This is a genomic window from Streptomyces sp. NPDC001816, from assembly GCF_042892235.1.
Lineage (GTDB): Bacteria > Actinomycetota > Actinomycetes > Streptomycetales > Streptomycetaceae > Streptomyces.
The window spans coordinates 116,555-133,006 of the sequence record NZ_JBIATY010000011.1; the positions used below are offsets into that span (position 1 = coordinate 116,555).

General features: G+C 71.6%; 18 protein-coding genes and 1 riboswitch. Of the genes, 10 read left to right on the plus strand and 8 right to left on the minus strand.

Annotated elements, in window-relative coordinates:
- Positions 1–43 precede the first annotated feature (43 nt).
- Positions 44–673, plus strand: a complete 630-nt coding sequence (locus ACFYZZ_RS32830; RefSeq protein ID WP_389183747.1) for a TetR/AcrR family transcriptional regulator — start codon at positions 44–46, stop codon at positions 671–673.
- Between the two features lie 412 nt (positions 674–1,085).
- Positions 1,086–2,600 carry a phytoene desaturase family protein gene (locus ACFYZZ_RS32835; protein WP_389183750.1) on the plus strand — a complete coding sequence of 505 codons (1,515 nt, stop codon included), beginning with the start codon at positions 1,086–1,088 and terminating at the stop codon, positions 2,598–2,600.
- A 13-nt stretch (positions 2,601–2,613) separates the two neighbouring features.
- Here ACFYZZ_RS32835 and ACFYZZ_RS32840 read toward each other — a convergent pair whose 3' ends face one another.
- The 5 genes from ACFYZZ_RS32840 to ACFYZZ_RS32860 form a co-directional block, all read right to left on the minus strand.
- Positions 2,614–3,549 (minus strand): hypothetical protein, encoded by a 936-nt coding sequence (locus ACFYZZ_RS32840; protein WP_389183752.1) that lies wholly within the window; start codon positions 3,547–3,549, stop codon positions 2,614–2,616.
- Between the two features lie 56 nt (positions 3,550–3,605).
- Entirely contained in the window at positions 3,606–4,529 is a 924-nt protein-coding gene (gene metF, locus ACFYZZ_RS32845; RefSeq protein WP_389183755.1) for a methylenetetrahydrofolate reductase [NAD(P)H], read from the minus strand.
- Between the two features lie 126 nt (positions 4,530–4,655).
- Positions 4,656–5,303 (minus strand): thiamine phosphate synthase, encoded by a 648-nt coding sequence (gene thiE, locus ACFYZZ_RS32850; protein ID WP_386574300.1) that lies wholly within the window; start codon positions 5,301–5,303, stop codon positions 4,656–4,658.
- A gap of 90 nt (positions 5,304–5,393) precedes the next feature.
- Complete coding sequence (locus ACFYZZ_RS32855) at positions 5,394–5,759, minus strand: Rv2175c family DNA-binding protein (protein ID WP_094220178.1); 366 nt, start codon at positions 5,757–5,759, stop codon at positions 5,394–5,396.
- A gap of 123 nt (positions 5,760–5,882) precedes the next feature.
- Positions 5,883–7,115 carry an NAD(P)/FAD-dependent oxidoreductase gene (locus ACFYZZ_RS32860; RefSeq protein ID WP_389183758.1) on the minus strand — a complete coding sequence of 411 codons (1,233 nt, stop codon included), beginning with the start codon at positions 7,113–7,115 and terminating at the stop codon, positions 5,883–5,885.
- Between the two features lie 205 nt (positions 7,116–7,320).
- Positions 7,321–7,432: riboswitch (TPP riboswitch) on the plus strand.
- Between ACFYZZ_RS32860 and thiO the strand changes: the two genes are divergently transcribed.
- The 6 genes from thiO to ACFYZZ_RS32890 all read left to right on the plus strand — a co-directional run bounded on the left by thiO (position 7,430) and on the right by ACFYZZ_RS32890 (position 13,195).
- Entirely contained in the window at positions 7,430–8,590 is a 1,161-nt protein-coding gene (gene thiO / locus ACFYZZ_RS32865; protein WP_389183761.1) for a glycine oxidase ThiO, read from the plus strand. (Overlaps the previous riboswitch by 3 nt.)
- The gene (gene thiS / locus ACFYZZ_RS32870; RefSeq protein ID WP_389183764.1) at positions 8,587–8,799 is read left to right on the plus strand and encodes a sulfur carrier protein ThiS; all 213 of its coding nucleotides are present in this window, start codon (positions 8,587–8,589) and stop codon (positions 8,797–8,799) included. Before thiO ends, thiS begins: the two co-directional genes overlap by 4 nt.
- 3 nt (positions 8,800–8,802) lie before the next feature.
- Entirely contained in the window at positions 8,803–9,597 is a 795-nt protein-coding gene (locus ACFYZZ_RS32875; RefSeq protein ID WP_389183767.1) for a thiazole synthase, read from the plus strand.
- Positions 9,598–9,690: 93 nt separating this feature from the next.
- Positions 9,691–11,631: a Stk1 family PASTA domain-containing Ser/Thr kinase gene (gene pknB, locus ACFYZZ_RS32880; protein ID WP_389183770.1), complete on the plus strand. Its 1,941-nt coding sequence runs from the start codon at positions 9,691–9,693 to the stop codon at positions 11,629–11,631.
- Between the two features lie 34 nt (positions 11,632–11,665).
- Positions 11,666–12,571 (plus strand): deoxyribonuclease IV, encoded by a 906-nt coding sequence (locus tag ACFYZZ_RS32885; RefSeq protein ID WP_389183773.1) that lies wholly within the window; start codon positions 11,666–11,668, stop codon positions 12,569–12,571.
- A 63-nt stretch (positions 12,572–12,634) separates the two neighbouring features.
- On the plus strand, positions 12,635–13,195 hold the full coding sequence (locus ACFYZZ_RS32890; protein WP_389183776.1) for a DUF4396 domain-containing protein: 561 nt from the start codon (positions 12,635–12,637) through the stop codon (positions 13,193–13,195).
- An 18-nt stretch (positions 13,196–13,213) separates the two neighbouring features.
- Here ACFYZZ_RS32890 and ACFYZZ_RS32895 read toward each other — a convergent pair whose 3' ends face one another.
- Entirely contained in the window at positions 13,214–13,846 is a 633-nt protein-coding gene (locus ACFYZZ_RS32895) for a sulfite oxidase-like oxidoreductase (protein ID WP_389183778.1), read from the minus strand.
- A 176-nt stretch (positions 13,847–14,022) separates the two neighbouring features.
- Between ACFYZZ_RS32895 and bfr the strand changes: the two genes are divergently transcribed.
- Positions 14,023–14,502 (plus strand): bacterioferritin, encoded by a 480-nt coding sequence (bfr, locus tag ACFYZZ_RS32900; RefSeq protein ID WP_389183779.1) that lies wholly within the window; start codon positions 14,023–14,025, stop codon positions 14,500–14,502.
- Here bfr and ACFYZZ_RS32905 read toward each other — a convergent pair.
- Positions 14,499–14,741 (minus strand): bacterioferritin-associated ferredoxin, encoded by a 243-nt coding sequence (locus tag ACFYZZ_RS32905; RefSeq protein WP_389183782.1) that lies wholly within the window; start codon positions 14,739–14,741, stop codon positions 14,499–14,501. The genes bfr and ACFYZZ_RS32905 overlap by 4 nt on opposite strands.
- A 155-nt stretch (positions 14,742–14,896) precedes the next feature.
- A complete protein-coding gene (locus ACFYZZ_RS32910; RefSeq protein WP_389183784.1) occupies positions 14,897–16,249 on the minus strand; it encodes a class II 3-deoxy-7-phosphoheptulonate synthase in 1,353 nt (450 codons plus the stop codon).
- Between the two features lie 105 nt (positions 16,250–16,354).
- Between ACFYZZ_RS32910 and ACFYZZ_RS32915 the strand changes: the two genes are divergently transcribed.
- Complete coding sequence (locus ACFYZZ_RS32915) at positions 16,355–16,411, plus strand: trp operon leader peptide (protein WP_146468532.1); 57 nt, start codon at positions 16,355–16,357, stop codon at positions 16,409–16,411.
- The last annotated feature ends 41 nt before the right edge of the window (positions 16,412–16,452 follow it).

The following is a 16,452-nucleotide window of genomic DNA, read 5'->3' on the forward strand; positions in this document are numbered from 1 at the left end:
CAAGACGCCCCTGCACGCGCGCGTACCTGTGACAATCAGGGCCATGGAAAGCAGCAGCGCCACGTCCGGCGGCAGCACGCGCCGCGAGGCAACCCGGCAGAAGCTCTACGAGGCGGCCGTCACGCTCATCGCCGAGCAGGGCTTCTCCGCCACCACGGTGGACGAGATCGCCGAGCGGGCCGGAGTCGCGAAGGGCACGGTCTACTACAACTTCGCGAGCAAGTCGGTCCTCTTCGAGGAGCTGCTGCGGCACGGCGTGGGCCTCCTCACCGCCTCCCTGCGGGATGCGGCCGAGCGGACCGCGGCCGAGGGCGGCAACAAAGTGGACGCGCTGGACGCGATGGTCCGCGCGGGACTGGTCTTCATCGACCGCTACCCGGCCTTCACCCAGCTCTACGTGGCCGAGCTGTGGCGCACCAACCGCGCCTGGCAGTCCACCTTGATGGTGGTGCGGCAGGAGGCCGTCGCCGTCGTCGAGGGGGTGCTGCGCGAGGGCGTGGCGGCCGGCGAGTTCAGCGACGAGATCGACGTCCAGCTGACGGCGGCCGCGCTGGTCGGCATGGTCCTGGTGGCCGCCCTGGACTGGAAGTCCTTCCAGCCGGAGCGCTCCCTGGACGACGTGCACGCGGCCCTGTCCCGGCTGCTCCAGGGGCGCGTGAGCGGGAAGGCCTGAGCACACCCGGAGCACGAGGAAGGCGCCGGTCCGCTTGCCGGACCGGCGCCTTCCCACTCCCCCGTACTTCCCGTACTCCCCCGTACGGATTCCCCCTTGGGTCCCCCGTGGTGGTCTGCCCCGGGCCCCCCGTGCCTCGCTTCCGCCGACGGATCGGCGGAAGGAGCGGCCAGGGCGCGGGCGCCGCTCCGCCGCCCCGTGTCGGCGGTGCCGGTCCGCGCCCCTTGCCGTGCCTCCACTCTCCCGTTCACGCAGGTCCCGCCCCATCCGCGCGCGTACTCATCTCGGCGCCTAGGTACGGGTACTCAGGCGTGTGTGCACGGGCCCACGCCGCCGGCCCGGCTGGTGCCCGGACCGCCCGGCTGACCGCCCGCGGGCCGCGTTGTCGGTGGCGGTCGATAAAGTCGCAGGCATGGCACGGATTGCGGTGATCGGCGCCGGGATGGGCGCGATGGCGGCCGCTGCCCGGCTGGCCGTCGCGGGCCACCGGGTGGCGGTGTACGAGCGTACGGAGACGTACGGCGGCGCGGTGCGCCGCTTCGAGCGGGACGGGTTCGCCTTCGACACCGGCCCCGGGCTGCTGACGCTGCCCGCCGTGTACCGCGATCTGTTCGTCAAGACCGGCAAGGAGCCGCTGGAGGACGTCGTCGAGCTGGTCCAGGTCGACCCGGCCGCGCGGCACGTCTTCGCGGACGGCACGCAGGTGTCCCTGCCGAACGCCTCGCGCGCGGGTGTCGTCGCGGCCCTGGACGAGGCGCTGGGCGCGGGGGCCGGGCAGCGCTGGGGCGACTTCCTGGTGCGGGCCCGCGAGGCCTGGGACCGTACGCGCCGGCCGCTGCTGGAGGAGCCCCTGTGGCCGAACTGGCTGGTGCTGGCCGAGCGGGAGCCGTATCCGGCCGTCCCGCACAAGCGGCTGCTGCGCACTCGCCGGGCGGGCACGCCGGCCGAGATCGGTGCCTGGGAGCTGCGCGACGAGCGCCTGGCGGCCCTCCTGGAGAGTCACGTCCTCGGGTACGGCCTCGATCCCCGGACCGCTCCGGCGAGCGCGGCCGTGCTGCCGTACATGGAGCACGCCTTCGGCACCTGGTACGTGCGCGGGGGCATCCGGGAGTTGGCGCGCGCGGTGTACGAGCGGTGCCTGCAGCGGAGAGTCGAGTTCAGCTTCGGCGCCGAGGTGACCGGGATCCTGGAGAAGGACGGCCGCGCCGCGGGGGTGGAGCTGGCCGACGGTTCGGTGGCCGAGGCTGACCATGTGGTGGCGGACGTGGACCCGGCGCGGCTGCGGGCCCTGACGGAGCATCCGCTGGACGCGGACGGGGACGTGCGGGCCGATGCCCCGGTCTCGCCCCGGCCCGGACGGTTCACGGCCCTGCTGGCCCTGCGGGGCGGGCGCGAGCCCGGAGCCGTCCACCGCACGGTCGTGCACGCACCGGACGCCGAGACCGAGCTGGACCACCTGGCGTCGCCCGGCGGCGACCGGCCGGTGTGTCCGACGGTGACCGTGCTGCGCCCGGACGACCCCGCGCTCACACCGGACGGCGCGCACGAGTCCGCGGTGGTGTCCGCCGTGGTGTCGACCGAGGCCGCCTGGGAGGACGAGGGCACGGTCCGGCGCTACACGGACTTCCTGGTCGAGGCCGCCGAGCGCGCGGTGCCCGGGCTGCGGGAGCGTCTGCTGTGGCACGAGGTGCGCACACCCGTGCACACGGAGGAGGAGACGGGCGCCCGGTCCGGGGGCGTGCCCGCTCCCGCGCTCGCCGCCGGCCGGGGCCGTTTCCTGCACCCGGCTAACACCACGCGCCTGCCCGGGCTGTACCGAGTGGGCGGCTGGTCGCATCCCGGCGGCGGGCTCCCGCACGCCGGCATGTCGGGTGCGCTGGTGGCCGGGCTGATCGTGGAGGGGCCGGAGTTCCGCGGCTCGCAGTGAGCCGCGGCAGGCCTCAGAAGCGGTACTGCTCGTCGTACCCGGAGCCGGGCTGGGGCTGCTGCCCGTGGCCCTGGTACGGGTACGGCTGCTGCTCCTGCGGGAGTTGGCCGCCGTAGGTCTCGTCGTTGCGCTGCTGCGGGACCCAGACTCCGCCGGCCGGGGTCTCGCCGTAGCCGCCGGTGGCGTACGGGTCCTGGCCGTAGCCCTGCTGGGCGTACTGCTGCTGGTCGTAGCCGGTGCCGTACGAGGTGTCGCCGTAGGACTGGGTGCCGACGTACGGGTCGGAGTAGTTGGCGTAGCCCTGCTGCTGGCCGCCGGTGTCGTAGCCGTAGCCCTGCTGGGCGTAGCCCGAGTAGTCGTAGGCGTAGTTCTGCTCGGCGGCCTGCGCCTGGGCCTGGGCGGCGCCCGCGTAGGCGGTGTCGCCGTAGACGCCGTAGGAGCCCGTGTCGTCCGGGAGGGGCTGGGGCTCGTAGACGGTGGTGGCCTCGGCGGCCGTGGGGTCGGTCGGGCGGCCCGGGGTGAAGACGTCGTCGCGGTCGTAGTCGTCGTCGCCGTAGGCCAGCTGGTCACGGCGGTAGTCGGCGTCCGGCTCCTCGCCCTCGGCGGCCTCCAGGTCGGAGACCTCCAGGCTCGGGTCGTGGCGGTCCGCCTTGCCGCGGCGGCGCTTGCTGCCCCCGCCCTCGGCCTCGGCGTCGGGATGTTTGATCGCCCAGCCTGCGGCGAAGCCGCGGCGGAAGGACAGCGTGACGTAGGTCTGCCCGATCGCGAAGGCGATCGCGCCCCCACCGATCACGATGACGGACGGCATGAGCACGCCGACCACGACACCGAGGAAGCCGACGAAGGCGAGCAGCCGCCAGCGCAGCCGTGCCTTGTACTGCAGCAGCACCTCGCCCAGCAACCACAGTGCGACGATGCCGAACGCGATGTAGAGGACCGTCCAGCCCATGTACGCCCCTCTCCCAGTGACCGCTACGCAGTGTGTCGTATCGCGGTGCGGCCGGTCTAGGCCTGCGGGGGGTGGTGCAGGCCCAGGTTCTCGTAGATTTCCAGGGTCGCCGTGGAGTTGTTCAGGGTGATGAAGTGCAGTCCGGGCACTCCCTCGTCCAGCAGCCGTGCGCAGAACTCCGTGGCGAACTCGATACCGATGGAGCGTACCGCCGCCGGATCGTCCTTCGCTGTGAGGATCCGCTCTTTCAGGGCGTCCGGGAACTGCGCCGTGCTGAGTTTGGGCAGCCGTTCCAGCATCTTCACGCTGGTGACAGGTAGAACCTCGGGGATGACCGGGGTGTCACAGCCCGCGGCCTCGACCCGGTCGCGCAGCCGCAGGTACGACTCCGGCTGGAAGAACATCTGCGTGATGGCGTAGTCGGCGCCCGCACGGCACTTGTCGACGAAGTGCGCGACATCGGTGTCCCAGTCGACGGACCGCGGGTGCATCTCCGGGAAGGCGGCGACGCCCACGCAGAAGTCGCCCGACTCCTTGATGAGCCGCACGAGTTCGGCCGCGTACGTCAGGCCGCTCGGGTGCGCGACCCAGTCGCCCATCGGGTCGCCGGGCGGGTCGCCGCGGACGGCGAGCATGTTGCGGATGCCGGCGTCCGCGTACTGGCCGATGATGTTGCGCAGCTCGGCGATGGAGTGGTCGACCGCGGTGAGGTGGGCGACCGGGGTGAGCGTCGTGTCCACGACGATCTGTTGGGTCTCCTTGACCGTCGTCGTGCGCGTGGAGCCGCCGGCACCGTAGGTGACCGAGACGAAGTCGGGGGCCACCGCCTCGACCCTCCGCAGCGCGTTCCACAGGTTCCGCTCGCCCTTGGGGGTCTTCGGCGCGTAGAACTCGAACGAGTACGTCTTCTTGCCGGTGGCGAGGATCTCGCGCACGGTGCGTGCGCGATCAGTCCTGGTGGATGCGGTTCCGAGGGCCATACCGGCAGGTTAGCCAGGGGCGGGCGGTCCCCCAACCGAGTACCGGTAATTTGCCCGAATTGCCGGGTTCCTGTCCACCCCTTGGACAAAAACGTGGACAGAAAGTGGACAGACCCTGGTCCGGAGCTAGGCCTGGCGCAGTCGCTTCGCGAACTCCGCCGCGGCAGCTCCGGGGTCGTCGGCCTCGGTGATCGCGCGGACCACGACCACCCGGCGGGCCCCCGCGTCCAGTACCTCGTCCAGGTTGCCGAGGTCGATGCCGCCGATCGCGAACCAGGGGCGGTCGGTGCCCAGGGCGGCGGTGTACCGGACCAGGTCCAGGCCCGGGGCGTGTCGGCCGGGCTTGGTGGGGGTGGGCCAGCACGGGCCGGTGCAGAAGTAGTCCACGCCCTCCTGGACGGCGGCCGCGGCGGCCTCGGACTCGGCGTGCGTGGAGCGGCCGATCAGGACGTCGCCGCCGAGGATCGCGCGGGCCGCGGGGACCGGGAGGTCGCCCTGGCCGAGGTGGAGCACGTCCGCGGAGGCGGCGTGGGCGACGTCGGCCCGGTCGTTGACCGCGAGCAGCTTGCCGTGCCGGGCGCAGGCGTCGGCGAAGACCGCCAGATGCTCCAGCTCCTCGGCGGCCTCCATCCCCTTGTCGCGCAGCTGCACGATGTCGACACCGCCGGCCAGGGCCGCGTCCAGGAACTCGGCCAGGTCGCCCTGCCGGCGGCGGGCGTCCGTGCAGAGGTAGAGGCGGGCCTCGGCGAGGCTGCTGCGGGCGGTGTCGGACATGCGTGGGTCCCCCCGTCGTCGGTGTCCATGGGCGGGCGAGCGGGTGGCGTACGGGCCGGAGCCCCTACGCCACCCCTGGTGCGGGTCGGTTCAGACGGCGAGCGCCTGGGCGCGGCGCTTCACCTCCGTGCCGCGATTCTCGCTCAGGGCCTGTGCGGGGGTGCCGGGCAGGGTCGGGTCGGGGGTGAAGAGCCACTCGATCATCTCTTCGTCCGTGAAGCCGTCGTCCCTCAGCAGCGTCAGGGTCCCGGACAGGCCCTTGACGACCTTGTCCCCGTCGATGAAGGCGGCGGGGACGTGCAGCGCCCGGTTCTCACCTCGGCGTACGGCGATGAGCTGGCCCTCCTTGACCAGCTGCCGCACACGTGTCACCTCGACGTCGAGCATCTCGGCGATGTCGGGGAGGGTGAGCCAGGCGGGGACGAGAGCATCGATCTTTGCGTCAATCTCGGTCACAGGGACAAGCGTAGGCGCTCCGCTGGTTCGGCCGCGATCGGTCGTGCGTCGTCTGCGGGTTCGTTGTGGCTGGTCGCGCAGTTCCCCGCGCCCCTTTCGGGGCGCTGTCCCCCAGGGCGCTGATCAGCCGGCCGTGGCATCCTTCAGGGGCCGTCCGGGGTCAGCCAGTGCGGTCGCGTCCATCCGGCGGCCCGCCTCGATCAGGCGTCGGCCCTGGGCCAGATCACGCGGCCGGCCCACGGCCAGCAGGGCCACCAGCCGGTCCTCGCGCAGCCAGCAGACGGTCCAGGCCGGGCTCGCCGGGTCGCCGCGCCACACCATGCGGTCGGCCGCGGGGTGGTGGCCGGCGTACTGGACGAAGCGGCCGAACTGCTCGGACCAGAAGTACGGCACCGGGTCGTAGACCACGGGGGTCTCGCCCAGGATGTTCGCGGCGACCGTACGCGGGCCCTGCAGGGCGTTGTCCCAGTGGTGGACCAGCAGCCGGGTGCCGTACCGCGCCGAGGGGAAGGAGGCGCAGTCGCCTACCGCGTACACGTCCTCGACGGAGGTGCGCAGGTGGGCGTCGGCCACGACCTCGCCGTGCGCGCCCACCTCGATGCCCGAGCCGGCCAGCCAGGCGGTGGCGGGGCGTGCGCCGATGCCGACCACGACGGCGTCCGCGGGCAGCCGCGTGCCGTCCGCGAGCAGCACCGCGCCGGGCTCGACGCGCTCCACGCGCGCGTGGGTGCGCAGCTCGGCGCCGCTGTCGGCGTACCAGGCGGCCATCGGGGCGGCCACCTCGGGCGGCAGCGCGCCCGCGAGCGGCCGGTCGGCGGCCTCGACGACGGTCACCGCGCAGCCGGCCTCACGGGCCGCCGTGGCGAACTCGGCGCCGATCCAGCCGGCGCCGACGACCACGATGGCGTGCTGCCGGGCGAGCACCGGCCGCAGCCGCTCGGCGTCGTCCAGGGTGCGCAGCAGGTGTACGCCCGGCACGCCCTCGGTGCCCGGCAGCGTGATCGGTTCGGCGCCGGTGGCGAGGACCAGCACGTCGTACGGGACGGGCCCGGCCTCGGTGTCCAGCTCATGGTCGCCGGGGCGCACGCCCAGCACCTCGCAGCCGAGCCGCAGTTCGACGCCGAGCGACTCGAAGTCGACGTCGAAGGCGGAGCCCTCGGCCTTGCCCAGCAGCACGGCCTTGGACAGCGGCGGCCGGTCGTACGGTTGGTGGGGCTCGGCGCCGATCAGCGTGACGGTGCCCGTGAAGCCCTGCTCGCGCAGGGCGACCGCGGTCTGCACCCCGGCCATGCCCGCGCCCGCGACGACCACGCGCCGCCCCTGTGACGTGCCCTGTCGTGCTGTCTGCTCGCTCACCCGATCACCATAGACAACTGATAATTCGTCAGTCAGTGGGCGTGCTCGGTGATCTGTTCCACAACGCTGGTCCCGGCGCCCGGCCGGGTGCCGACCAAATGGCCGCGCACGACGTCGCCGCCCGCGTAATCGGCCCAGATCTCTGCCATGGACGACCGGGGCTCCCTTACGGGTGACGAGCGCTGCGGGCTAGGGTGGCCACCGTACAAGCACTCGCGGGAGCCCGGACGCACCGGGCTGAGAGGGAGGCTGGCGGCCTCCGACCGTACGAACCTGATCCGGGTCATGCCGGCGAAGGGAGGGGCTGGACGCCCATGTCGTCACGTACGTCCGACGTCCTCGTCATCGGGGGCGGAATCATCGGCCTGGTCACGGCCTGGCGGGCCGCGCAGCGCGGGCTCGCCACGGCCGTGGTGGACCCCGAGCCCGGCGGCGGGGCCGCACGGGTCGCGGCGGGGATGCTGGCCGCGGTCTCCGAGCTGTACTACGGCGAGGAGACACTGCTCGCCCTGAACCTGGAGTCCGCCCGCCGCTACCCGGACTTCGCGGCCGAGCTGACCGAGCTGACCGGCCACGACCTCGGCTACCGCCGCTGCGGCACGCTCGCCGTCGCGCTCGACGCCGACGACCGCGCCCACCTGCGCGAACTGCACGCGCTCCAGCAGCGTTCGGGCCTGGAGTCGCAGTGGCTGTCCGGGCGGGAGTGCCGGCGTCTGGAGCCGATGCTCGCGCCCGGGGTGCGCGGCGGGCTGCGGGTCGACGGTGACCACCAGATCGACCCGAGGCGGCTGGCCACGGCCCTGGTGACCGCGTGCGAGCGGGCCGGGGTGGTCTTCCACCGGTCCTGGGCCGAGCGGCTCGACGTCGTCCGGGACCGGGCCACCGGGGTCACCACGGCGGACGGCGCCACGCTGAGCGCGGCGCGGGTCGTCCTCGCGGGCGGCAGCCTGAGCGGGCGTCTGGCGGGCGTCCCGGACGACGTACTGCCCCCCGTGCGGCCGGTGAAGGGCCAGGTGTTGCGGCTGACCGTGCCGCGCCGGTACGCACCCTTCCTGAGCCGCACCGTGCGGGCGATGGTGCGCGGCAGCCATGTCTACCTGGTGCCCCGGGAGAACGGCGAGCTGGTCGTCGGCGCCACCAGCGAGGAGCTGGGCTGGGACACGACCGTCACCGCCGGGGGCGTGTACGAACTGCTGCGCGACGCACATGAGCTGGTGCCGGGGATCACCGAGCTGCCCCTCACCGAGACCCTGGCGGGGCTGCGCCCCGGCTCCCCGGACAACGCGCCGCTGCTCGGCCCGTCCGGGCTCGACGGGCTGCTGCTGGCCACCGGGCACTACCGCAACGGGGTGCTGCTCACGCCGGTCACCGGGGACGTGCTGGCGGAGCTGCTGGTCGGCGGTGAACTGCCCGAGGAGGCCCGTCCGTTCACGCCGGAGCGCTTCGGCGCCGCACTCGTGGAGCAGCCCGCATGAACATCTCCGTCACCATCTCCGTGAACGGGGAGCGCCACCAGGTCGCCCCCGGCACCGCGCTGGACGCCCTCGTGAAGACCCTCACCAGGGCGCCGTCCGGGGTGGCCGCCGCCGTCAACGAGACCGTCGTCCCGCGCGCGCAGTGGGCGACCACGGCCCTCACCGAGGGCGACCGTGTCGAAGTCCTCACCGCCGTCCAAGGAGGCTGACCCATGGCCGACGATCCCTTCGTCCTCGGCGGTGTGGCCCTCGGCTCCCGGCTGATCATGGGTACGGGCGGCGCACCGAGCCTGGACGGGCTGGAGCGGGCGCTGGTCGCCTCCGGCACGGAGCTGACCACGGTGGCCATGCGGCGGGTCGATCCCACGGTGCACGGCTCGGTGCTGTCGGTGCTGGAGAAGCTGGGCATCCGGGTGCTGCCGAACACGGCGGGCTGTTTCACCGCCGGGGAGGCCGTGCTGACCGCCCGGCTGGCCCGGGAGGCGCTGGGCACCGACCTGATCAAGCTGGAGGTCATCGCCGACGAGCGGACGCTGCTGCCGGACCCGGTGGAGCTGCTGGAGGCGGCGGAGACGCTGGTCGACGACGGGTTCACGGTGCTGCCGTACACCAACGACGACCCCGTGCTCGCGCGGAAGCTGGAGGACGTGGGCTGTGCGGCGGTGATGCCGCTGGGCTCGCCGATCGGCTCCGGGCTGGGGATCCGCAACCCGCACAACTTCCAGCTGATCGTGGAGCACGCGCGCGTGCCGGTGATCCTGGACGCGGGGGCCGGTACGGCGTCGGACGTGGCGCTGGCGATGGAGCTGGGCTGTGCGGGTGTGATGCTCGCCTCGGCCGTCACGCGGGCGCAGGAGCCCGAGATGATGGCCGCCGCCATGAAGCACGCGGTGGAGGCGGGACGGCTGGCCCGACTGGCCGGGCGCATCCCGCGCAGGCACTTCGCGGAGGCCTCCTCCCCGGCCGAGGGCCGCGCGCACCTGGATCCGGAGCGCCCCGCGTTCTAGCCGCGTGCCACCAGGGTCACAGCTCTGCTGCATTCCGTCCCCGGAACGGCCGAGCGGGCGGGACTGTCGGTCACTCCTCGTACACTCGCCTGCGTGGATACGACCCTTCAGGACCCCCTCGTCGGGCAGGTGCTCGACGGACGCTATCGCGTCGATGCGCGGATCGCGGTCGGCGGGATGGCCACGGTCTACCGGGCCCTGGACACCCGCCTGGACCGCGTTCTCGCGCTCAAGGTGATGCACCCGACCCTGGCGGCCGACGGGTCGTTCGTGGAGCGGTTCATCCGGGAGGCCAAGTCGGTCGCCCGGCTGGCCCACCCCAACGTGGTGCAGGTCTTCGACCAGGGGACCGACGGGTCGTACGTGTACCTGGCGATGGAGTACGTCGCCGGGTGCACCCTGCGGGACGTGCTGCGCGAGCGGGGCGCGCTGCAGCCGCGGGCCGCGCTGGACATCCTGGAGCCCGTGCTGGCCGCGCTCGGCGCCGCGCACCGGGCCGGGTTCGTGCACCGGGACATGAAGCCCGAGAACGTGTTGATAGGGGACGACGGCCGGGTGAAGGTCGCCGACTTCGGGCTGGTGCGGTCCGTGGACACCGTGACCAGCACGACGGGTGCCGTGCTCGGGACCGTGTCGTACCTCGCGCCGGAGCAGATCGAGCAGGGCACCGCCGACCCGCGCGTCGACGTGTACGCGTGCGGTGTGGTGCTCTACGAGATGCTGACCGGCGGCAAGCCGCACTCCGGGGACTCCCCCGCGCAGGTGCTGTACAAGCACATCCACGAGGACGTGCCGCCACCCTCGGCACTGGTGCCGGGGCTGCCGTACGAGCTGGACGAGCTGGTGGCCTCGGCCACCGCGCGCACCCCGGACATCCGGCCGCAGGACGCGGCGGCGCTGCTCGGCCAGGTGCTGCGGGCGCGGGCCGCTCTGAGCGCCGAGCAGCTGGACGCGCTGCCGCCGCAGGCGCTGTCGGCGGAGCACGAGCACCGCGACATCTCAGCGGACCGTACGAGCGTGATCCCGCGCTCGCTGACCGTGCCCCGGCTGCTGCCCGTGAACGAGGACGAGGACCCTGCGGCGGCCGTCCAGCACACCAGTCGGCTGGACAGCCCGCCCGTCGCGTCCCGACGACGGTCGGCGCGGCCCGGGCGCGGGCTCATCACCCTCATCGCCGCGATCCTGGTGGTCTTCGGTGTGGGTGCCGGCGTCTGGTACATCAACTCGGGGCAGTTCACCAAGGTCCCGCAGCTGCTTTCCAAGACCGAGGAGCAGGCGCGGGGCAAGCTGAAGGCGGCCGGGCTCCACGTCAAGGGGGTCGAGCTCGAGTACAGCGACACGGTCGAGCGCGGCGCGGTCATCGGCACCGACCCGGCCGCCGGGGCCCGGATCCGCAGCAACGACTCCGTGACGCTCGTCGTCTCCCGGGGCCCCGAGATCGTGAAGGTGCCGGATCTGAACGGCGTCCCGCTGGGCAAGGCGCAGTCCAGGCTGAAGGCGGCCGGTCTCGAACCGGGCATGGTCAACCGGGCGTTCAGCGACAGTGTCCCCAGGGGCGCGGTGATCAGCACCGACCCGGAGGCGGGCATCAAGCGGCATGCGGGCTCGGCGATCGCGCTCCTGGTCAGCAAGGGCAACCCGGTCGACGTACCGGACGTCACCGGTGACGACCTGGACGACGCCAAGCAGGAGCTGGAGGACGCCGGCCTGAAGGTGATCGTCTCCACCGAGCAGGTCTATTCCGATTACGACAAGGGTCAGGTGGCCGAGCAGGACCCGGAAAGCGGCGGCAAGCAGGTCGCCGAGGGCGACACGGTGACGCTGAAGCTGTCCAAGGGCCCGGAGATGATCGAGGTGCCGGACGTCGTCGGGGACAGCGTGGACGATGCGACGAAGGCGCTGGAGGACGCCGGTTTCCAGGTCGACAAGGACCGGGGCCTGCTCGGGATCTTCGGCGACACCGTGAGCAAGCAGTCGGTGGACGGCGGCGAGAAGGCGCCCAAGGGGTCGACGATCACGATCACCATCCGGTGACCGGGGGCGGCGCGCCGCGTGACACCCTGAACGGGTGAGCATCGAGCAGTCCCGCCCCCTCTCCGGCAGCCCCGGAACCGGTCCCTCCCGCAACCCCGTCGGCGGTCACGTCCCCGTGGCCGGGGGCCTGCACTCCGTAGGCCTGTCGTACGCCCATGACCTGAAGGCGGAGACCGTGCAGGTCTTCGTCGCCAATCCGCGCGGGTGGGCCACACCGGCCGGGAACCCCCGGCAGGACGAGGCGTTCCGCCAGGCGTGCGCCGAGGAGTCGATCCCGGCGTATGTGCACGCCCCGTACCTGATCAACTTCGGCTCGCACACCGAGGCGACCGTGGAGAAGTCGGTGGAGTCGCTGCGGCACTCGCTGCGGCGCGGGCGGGAGATCGGTGCGCTCGGCGTCGTCGTGCACACCGGCAGCGCGACCGGCGGGCGGGAGCGGGCCGTGGCGCTGCGGCAGGTGCGCGAGCACCTGCTGCCGCTGCTGGACGAGCTGACCCACGACGACGATCCGTACCTGCTGCTGGAGTCGACCGCCGGACAGGGCGCCTCGCTGTGCTCGCGGACCTGGGACTTCGGGCCGTACTTCGAGGCGCTGGACGCCCATCCGAAGCTGGGCGTGTGCCTGGACACCTGCCACATCTTCGCCGCCGGGCACGACCTGACCGGGCCGAGCGGCATGCACCAGACCCTGGACCTGCTGGTCGACACCGTCGGCGAGGGGCGGCTGAAGCTGATCCACGCCAACGACTCCAAGGACGTGGTCGGCGCGCACAAGGACCGCCACGAGAACATCGGCTCCGGCCACATCGGCGAGGACCCGTTCCGGGCGCTGATGACCCACCCGGCGACCGAGGGCGTGCCGCTGATCATCGAGACCCCCGGCGGCAAGGAGGGGCACGCGGCGGATGTGGAGCGACTGAAGAAACTGCGCGACGGATAACCTGTTGGGGAATACCCCTGGGGGGTATACGGTTCTTGCTCGATGCAGGAACCGTTACCTGACATGGGGGTCGTCATGCAGCACGAGGCGCACGCAGCACACCAGCAGCACGAGACACACGCGCACCACCAGCACGACACGCACGAACACCACCAGCACGAAGCGCACGCGCACCACCACGCGCCCGCCGCCTCCTGGTCCGTGGCCGCCCGGGCCACCCTGCACTGCCTCACCGGCTGCGCCATCGGCGAGGTGCTGGGCATGGTCGTCGGTACGGCGTTCGGATGGGGAAACCTGCCGACCATGCTGCTGGCGATCGTGCTGGCCTTCTTCTTCGGCTACTCGCTCACGCTGCGCGGGGTGCTGCGCGCCGGTGTCGACTTCCGTACGGCCCTGCGGGTGGCGCTGGCCGCGGACACCCTGTCCATCGTGGTGATGGAGCTGATCGACAACGGGGTGATCGTGGTCTGGCCGTCCGCGATGGACGCCACGCTGGGCGACGCGCTGTTCTGGATCTCGCTGGTGATCTCGCTCGTGATCGCCTTCGTGGTGACCACACCGGTCAACAAGTGGACGATCGGCCGCGGCAAGGGCCACGCGGTGGTGCACCAGTACCACCACTGACCGGCACGCCAGGAGAAGTCAGAGCTCGGGGCCGTCCCCGGGCTCTTCCTGGTAGGAGTAGCGCTGCTCCTTCCAGGGGTCGCCGACGTTGTGGTAGCCGCGCTCCTCCCAGAAGCCGCGGCGGTCGGCGGTCATGTACTCCACGCCCCGCACCCACTTGGGGCCCTTCCAGGCGTACAGGTGGGGGACGATCAGGCGGACCGGGAAGCCGTGCTCGGCGGTGAGCAGCTCGCCGTCCTTGTGGGTGGCGAAGATCGTGCGGTCGGAGGCGAAGTCCGACAGGCGCAGGTTCGAGCTGAATCCGTACTCCGCCCAGACCATCACATGGGTGACGTCCGGCGCCGGCGGTGCGAGGTCCAGGATCGCGCGGGCCGGGACGCCTCCCCACTCGGCGCCGACCATGCTGAACTTCGTCACGCAGTGCAGATCGGCGACCACGGTGGTGTACGGCAGGGCCGTGAACTCCTCGTGGTTCCAGGTGCGCTTGTCACCGTCGGCGGTGCTGCCGAAGACCCGGAACTCCCAGCGCTCGGGCCGGAACTTCGGCACGGGCCCGTAGTGCGTGACCGGCCAGCCGCGCTGGAGTCGCTGCCCCGGCGGAAGCTCGGACCCTGCCGTTGCTCCAGATTCGCGCTCCACCGGATGACCCATGTGTCCATCCTGACAGACCTGGGGCAGTGCCCTTGACCACCGTTCCGCAAATCGGACAACTGATATCAAGTCGTCGTGTACTTACTAAGTACGCACTTACTGGACGATCTTCCCCGCCGGTGCAATCATGCGGCCGCATACGCCACCCGTCCCACCGTGCGGAAGGAGCCGCTGCCATGCAGGGCGACCCCGAGGTCATCGAGTTCCTCAACGAGCAGCTCACCGGCGAGCTGACCGCGATCAACCAGTACTTCCTGCACGCGAAGATGCAGGAGAACCTGGGCTGGACGAAGCTCGCCAAGTACACGCGGCACGAGTCGTTCGACGAGATGAAGCACGCCGAGGTGCTGACCGACCGGATCCTGTTCCTGGAGGGGCTGCCCAACTACCAGCGGCTGTTCCATGTGCGGGTGGGCCAGACCGTCAAGGAGATGTTCGAGGCCGACCGGCAGATCGAGGTGGAGGCGATCGACCGGCTCAGGCGGGGCATCAAGATGATGCGCGAGAAGGGCGACATCACGTCGGCGAACATCTTCGAGGACATCCTCGCCGACGAGGAGCACCACATCGACTACCTCGACACCCAGCTGGAGCTGCTGGAGAAGCTCGGAGAGGCGCTGTACATCGCGCAGGTGATCGAGCAGCCGGAGAGCTAGGCGGCCTCGTCCAGGCCGGCGGGGCCGGACAGCTCCGCAAGGACCGGCTTGCCCTGGTCCGCCAGGTCACGGCGCGGGCAGGCGCCGCGGCCGAGGATCGCCTGAATACGCCGTACGCACGAGCCGCAGTCCGTGCCCGCCTTGCAGGCGGAGGCGATCTGCCGGGGGGTGCAGGCGCCGTCCTCCGCGTGCTTCTTGACCTGGTCCTCGGTGATGCCGAAGCAACTGCAGACGTACACGCGGATTCACCTCCCGACGGGATTGATAGGTGGCGCCGTCCCGCTTGATCGGTGAGGCTTACCTAACCTTACCCGCCATGCCGAACCCGCAAAAGTGCGTGGGGGCGCGGATCCGGTGTGATCCGCGCCCCAATGCGATTAGCGATCGCCAATGATCACTGGTCCCGGTACATCTCGGCGACCAGGAACGCCAGGTCCAGGGACTGGCTGCGGTTCAGGCGGGGGTCGCAGGCCGTCTCGTAGCGCTGGTGCAGATCGTCGACGAAGATCTCGTCGCCGCCGCCCACGCACTCGGTGACGTCGTCACCGGTCAGCTCCACGTGGATGCCGCCCGGGTGGGTGCCGAGGCCCTTGTGGACCTCGAAGAAGCCCTTGACCTCGTCGAGCACGTCGTCGAAGCGGCGGGTCTTGTGCCCGGAGGCCGCCTCGAAGGTGTTGCCGTGCATCGGGTCGGTCACCCAGGCCACCGTCGCGCCGGACGCCGTGACCTTCTCCACCAGCTCGGGGAGCCTGTCGCGGATCTTGTCGGCGCCCATGCGGACGATGAAGGTCAGCCGGCCCGGCTCCCGCTCGGGGTCGAGGCGGTCGATGTACTGCAGCGCCTCCTCGGCCGTCGTCGTCGGGCCGAGCTTGATCCCGATCGGGTTGCGGATCTGCGAGGCGAACTCGATGTGCGCGCCGTCCAGCTGCCGGGTGCGCTCACCGATCCACACCATGTGCGCCGAGACGTCGTAGAGCCGGCCGGTGCGCGAGTCCACGCGGGTCAGCGCCGACTCGTAGTCCAGCAGCAGCGCCTCGTGCGAGGAGAAGAACTCGACCGTCTTGAACTCCTCCGGGTCCGTGCCGCAGGCCCGCATGAAGTTCAGCGCGTTGTCGATCTCGCGCGCCAGCTGCTCGTAGCGCTGACCGGACGGGGAGGACTTCACGAAGTCCTGGTTCCAGGCGTGCACCTGACGCAGATCGGCGTAACCGCCGGTGGTGAAGGCACGCACCAGGTTCAGTGTCGAGGCGGACGCGTTGTACATCCGCTTCAGGCGCTCGGGGTCCGGGATGCGAGCGGCCTCGTTGAAGTCGAAGCCGTTGACCGAGTCGCCGCGGTAGGTGGGCAGCGTGACGCCGTCACGGGTCTCGGTGCCCTTGGAGCGCGGCTTGGAGTACTGGCCGGCGATCCGGCCCACCTTCACCACGGGCACCGAGGCCGCGTAGGTCAGGACGGCGCCCATCTGGAGGAGCGTCTTGAGCTTGTTGCGGATGTGGTCGGCGGACACCGCGTCGAAGGCCTCGGCGCAGTCGCCGCCCTGGAGGAGGAACGCCTCTCCCTTGGCGACGGCCGCCATCCGGGCGCGCAGCTGGTCGCACTCGCCCGCGAAGACGAGCGGCGGATACGACTCGAGGTCCGCGATCACTGCGCGCAGAGCCTCGACGTCGGGGTACTCGGGCTGCTGCGCCGCGGGCAGGTTTCGCCAGGTGTTGCCAGCGCTCGGGCTGGTCTTAGCGTTCACGGTCACCTCGTAAACATTACGGGGTCGTGTCGCCATATTTTCCTCCGGCTCGACTGGTGAGACGGAGTGCTTGCCTCATGGACGCCACGGCCGTGCGGTAGGGTTCCTCGCATGTTCGCGCTTTCGAACCAGAACTGGTGGTGGACCGCTCATCCGGCGGCCCGCTGACTGCGCGTACTCAAGACTTCGCGAAGGCCGCCCGAGGGGCG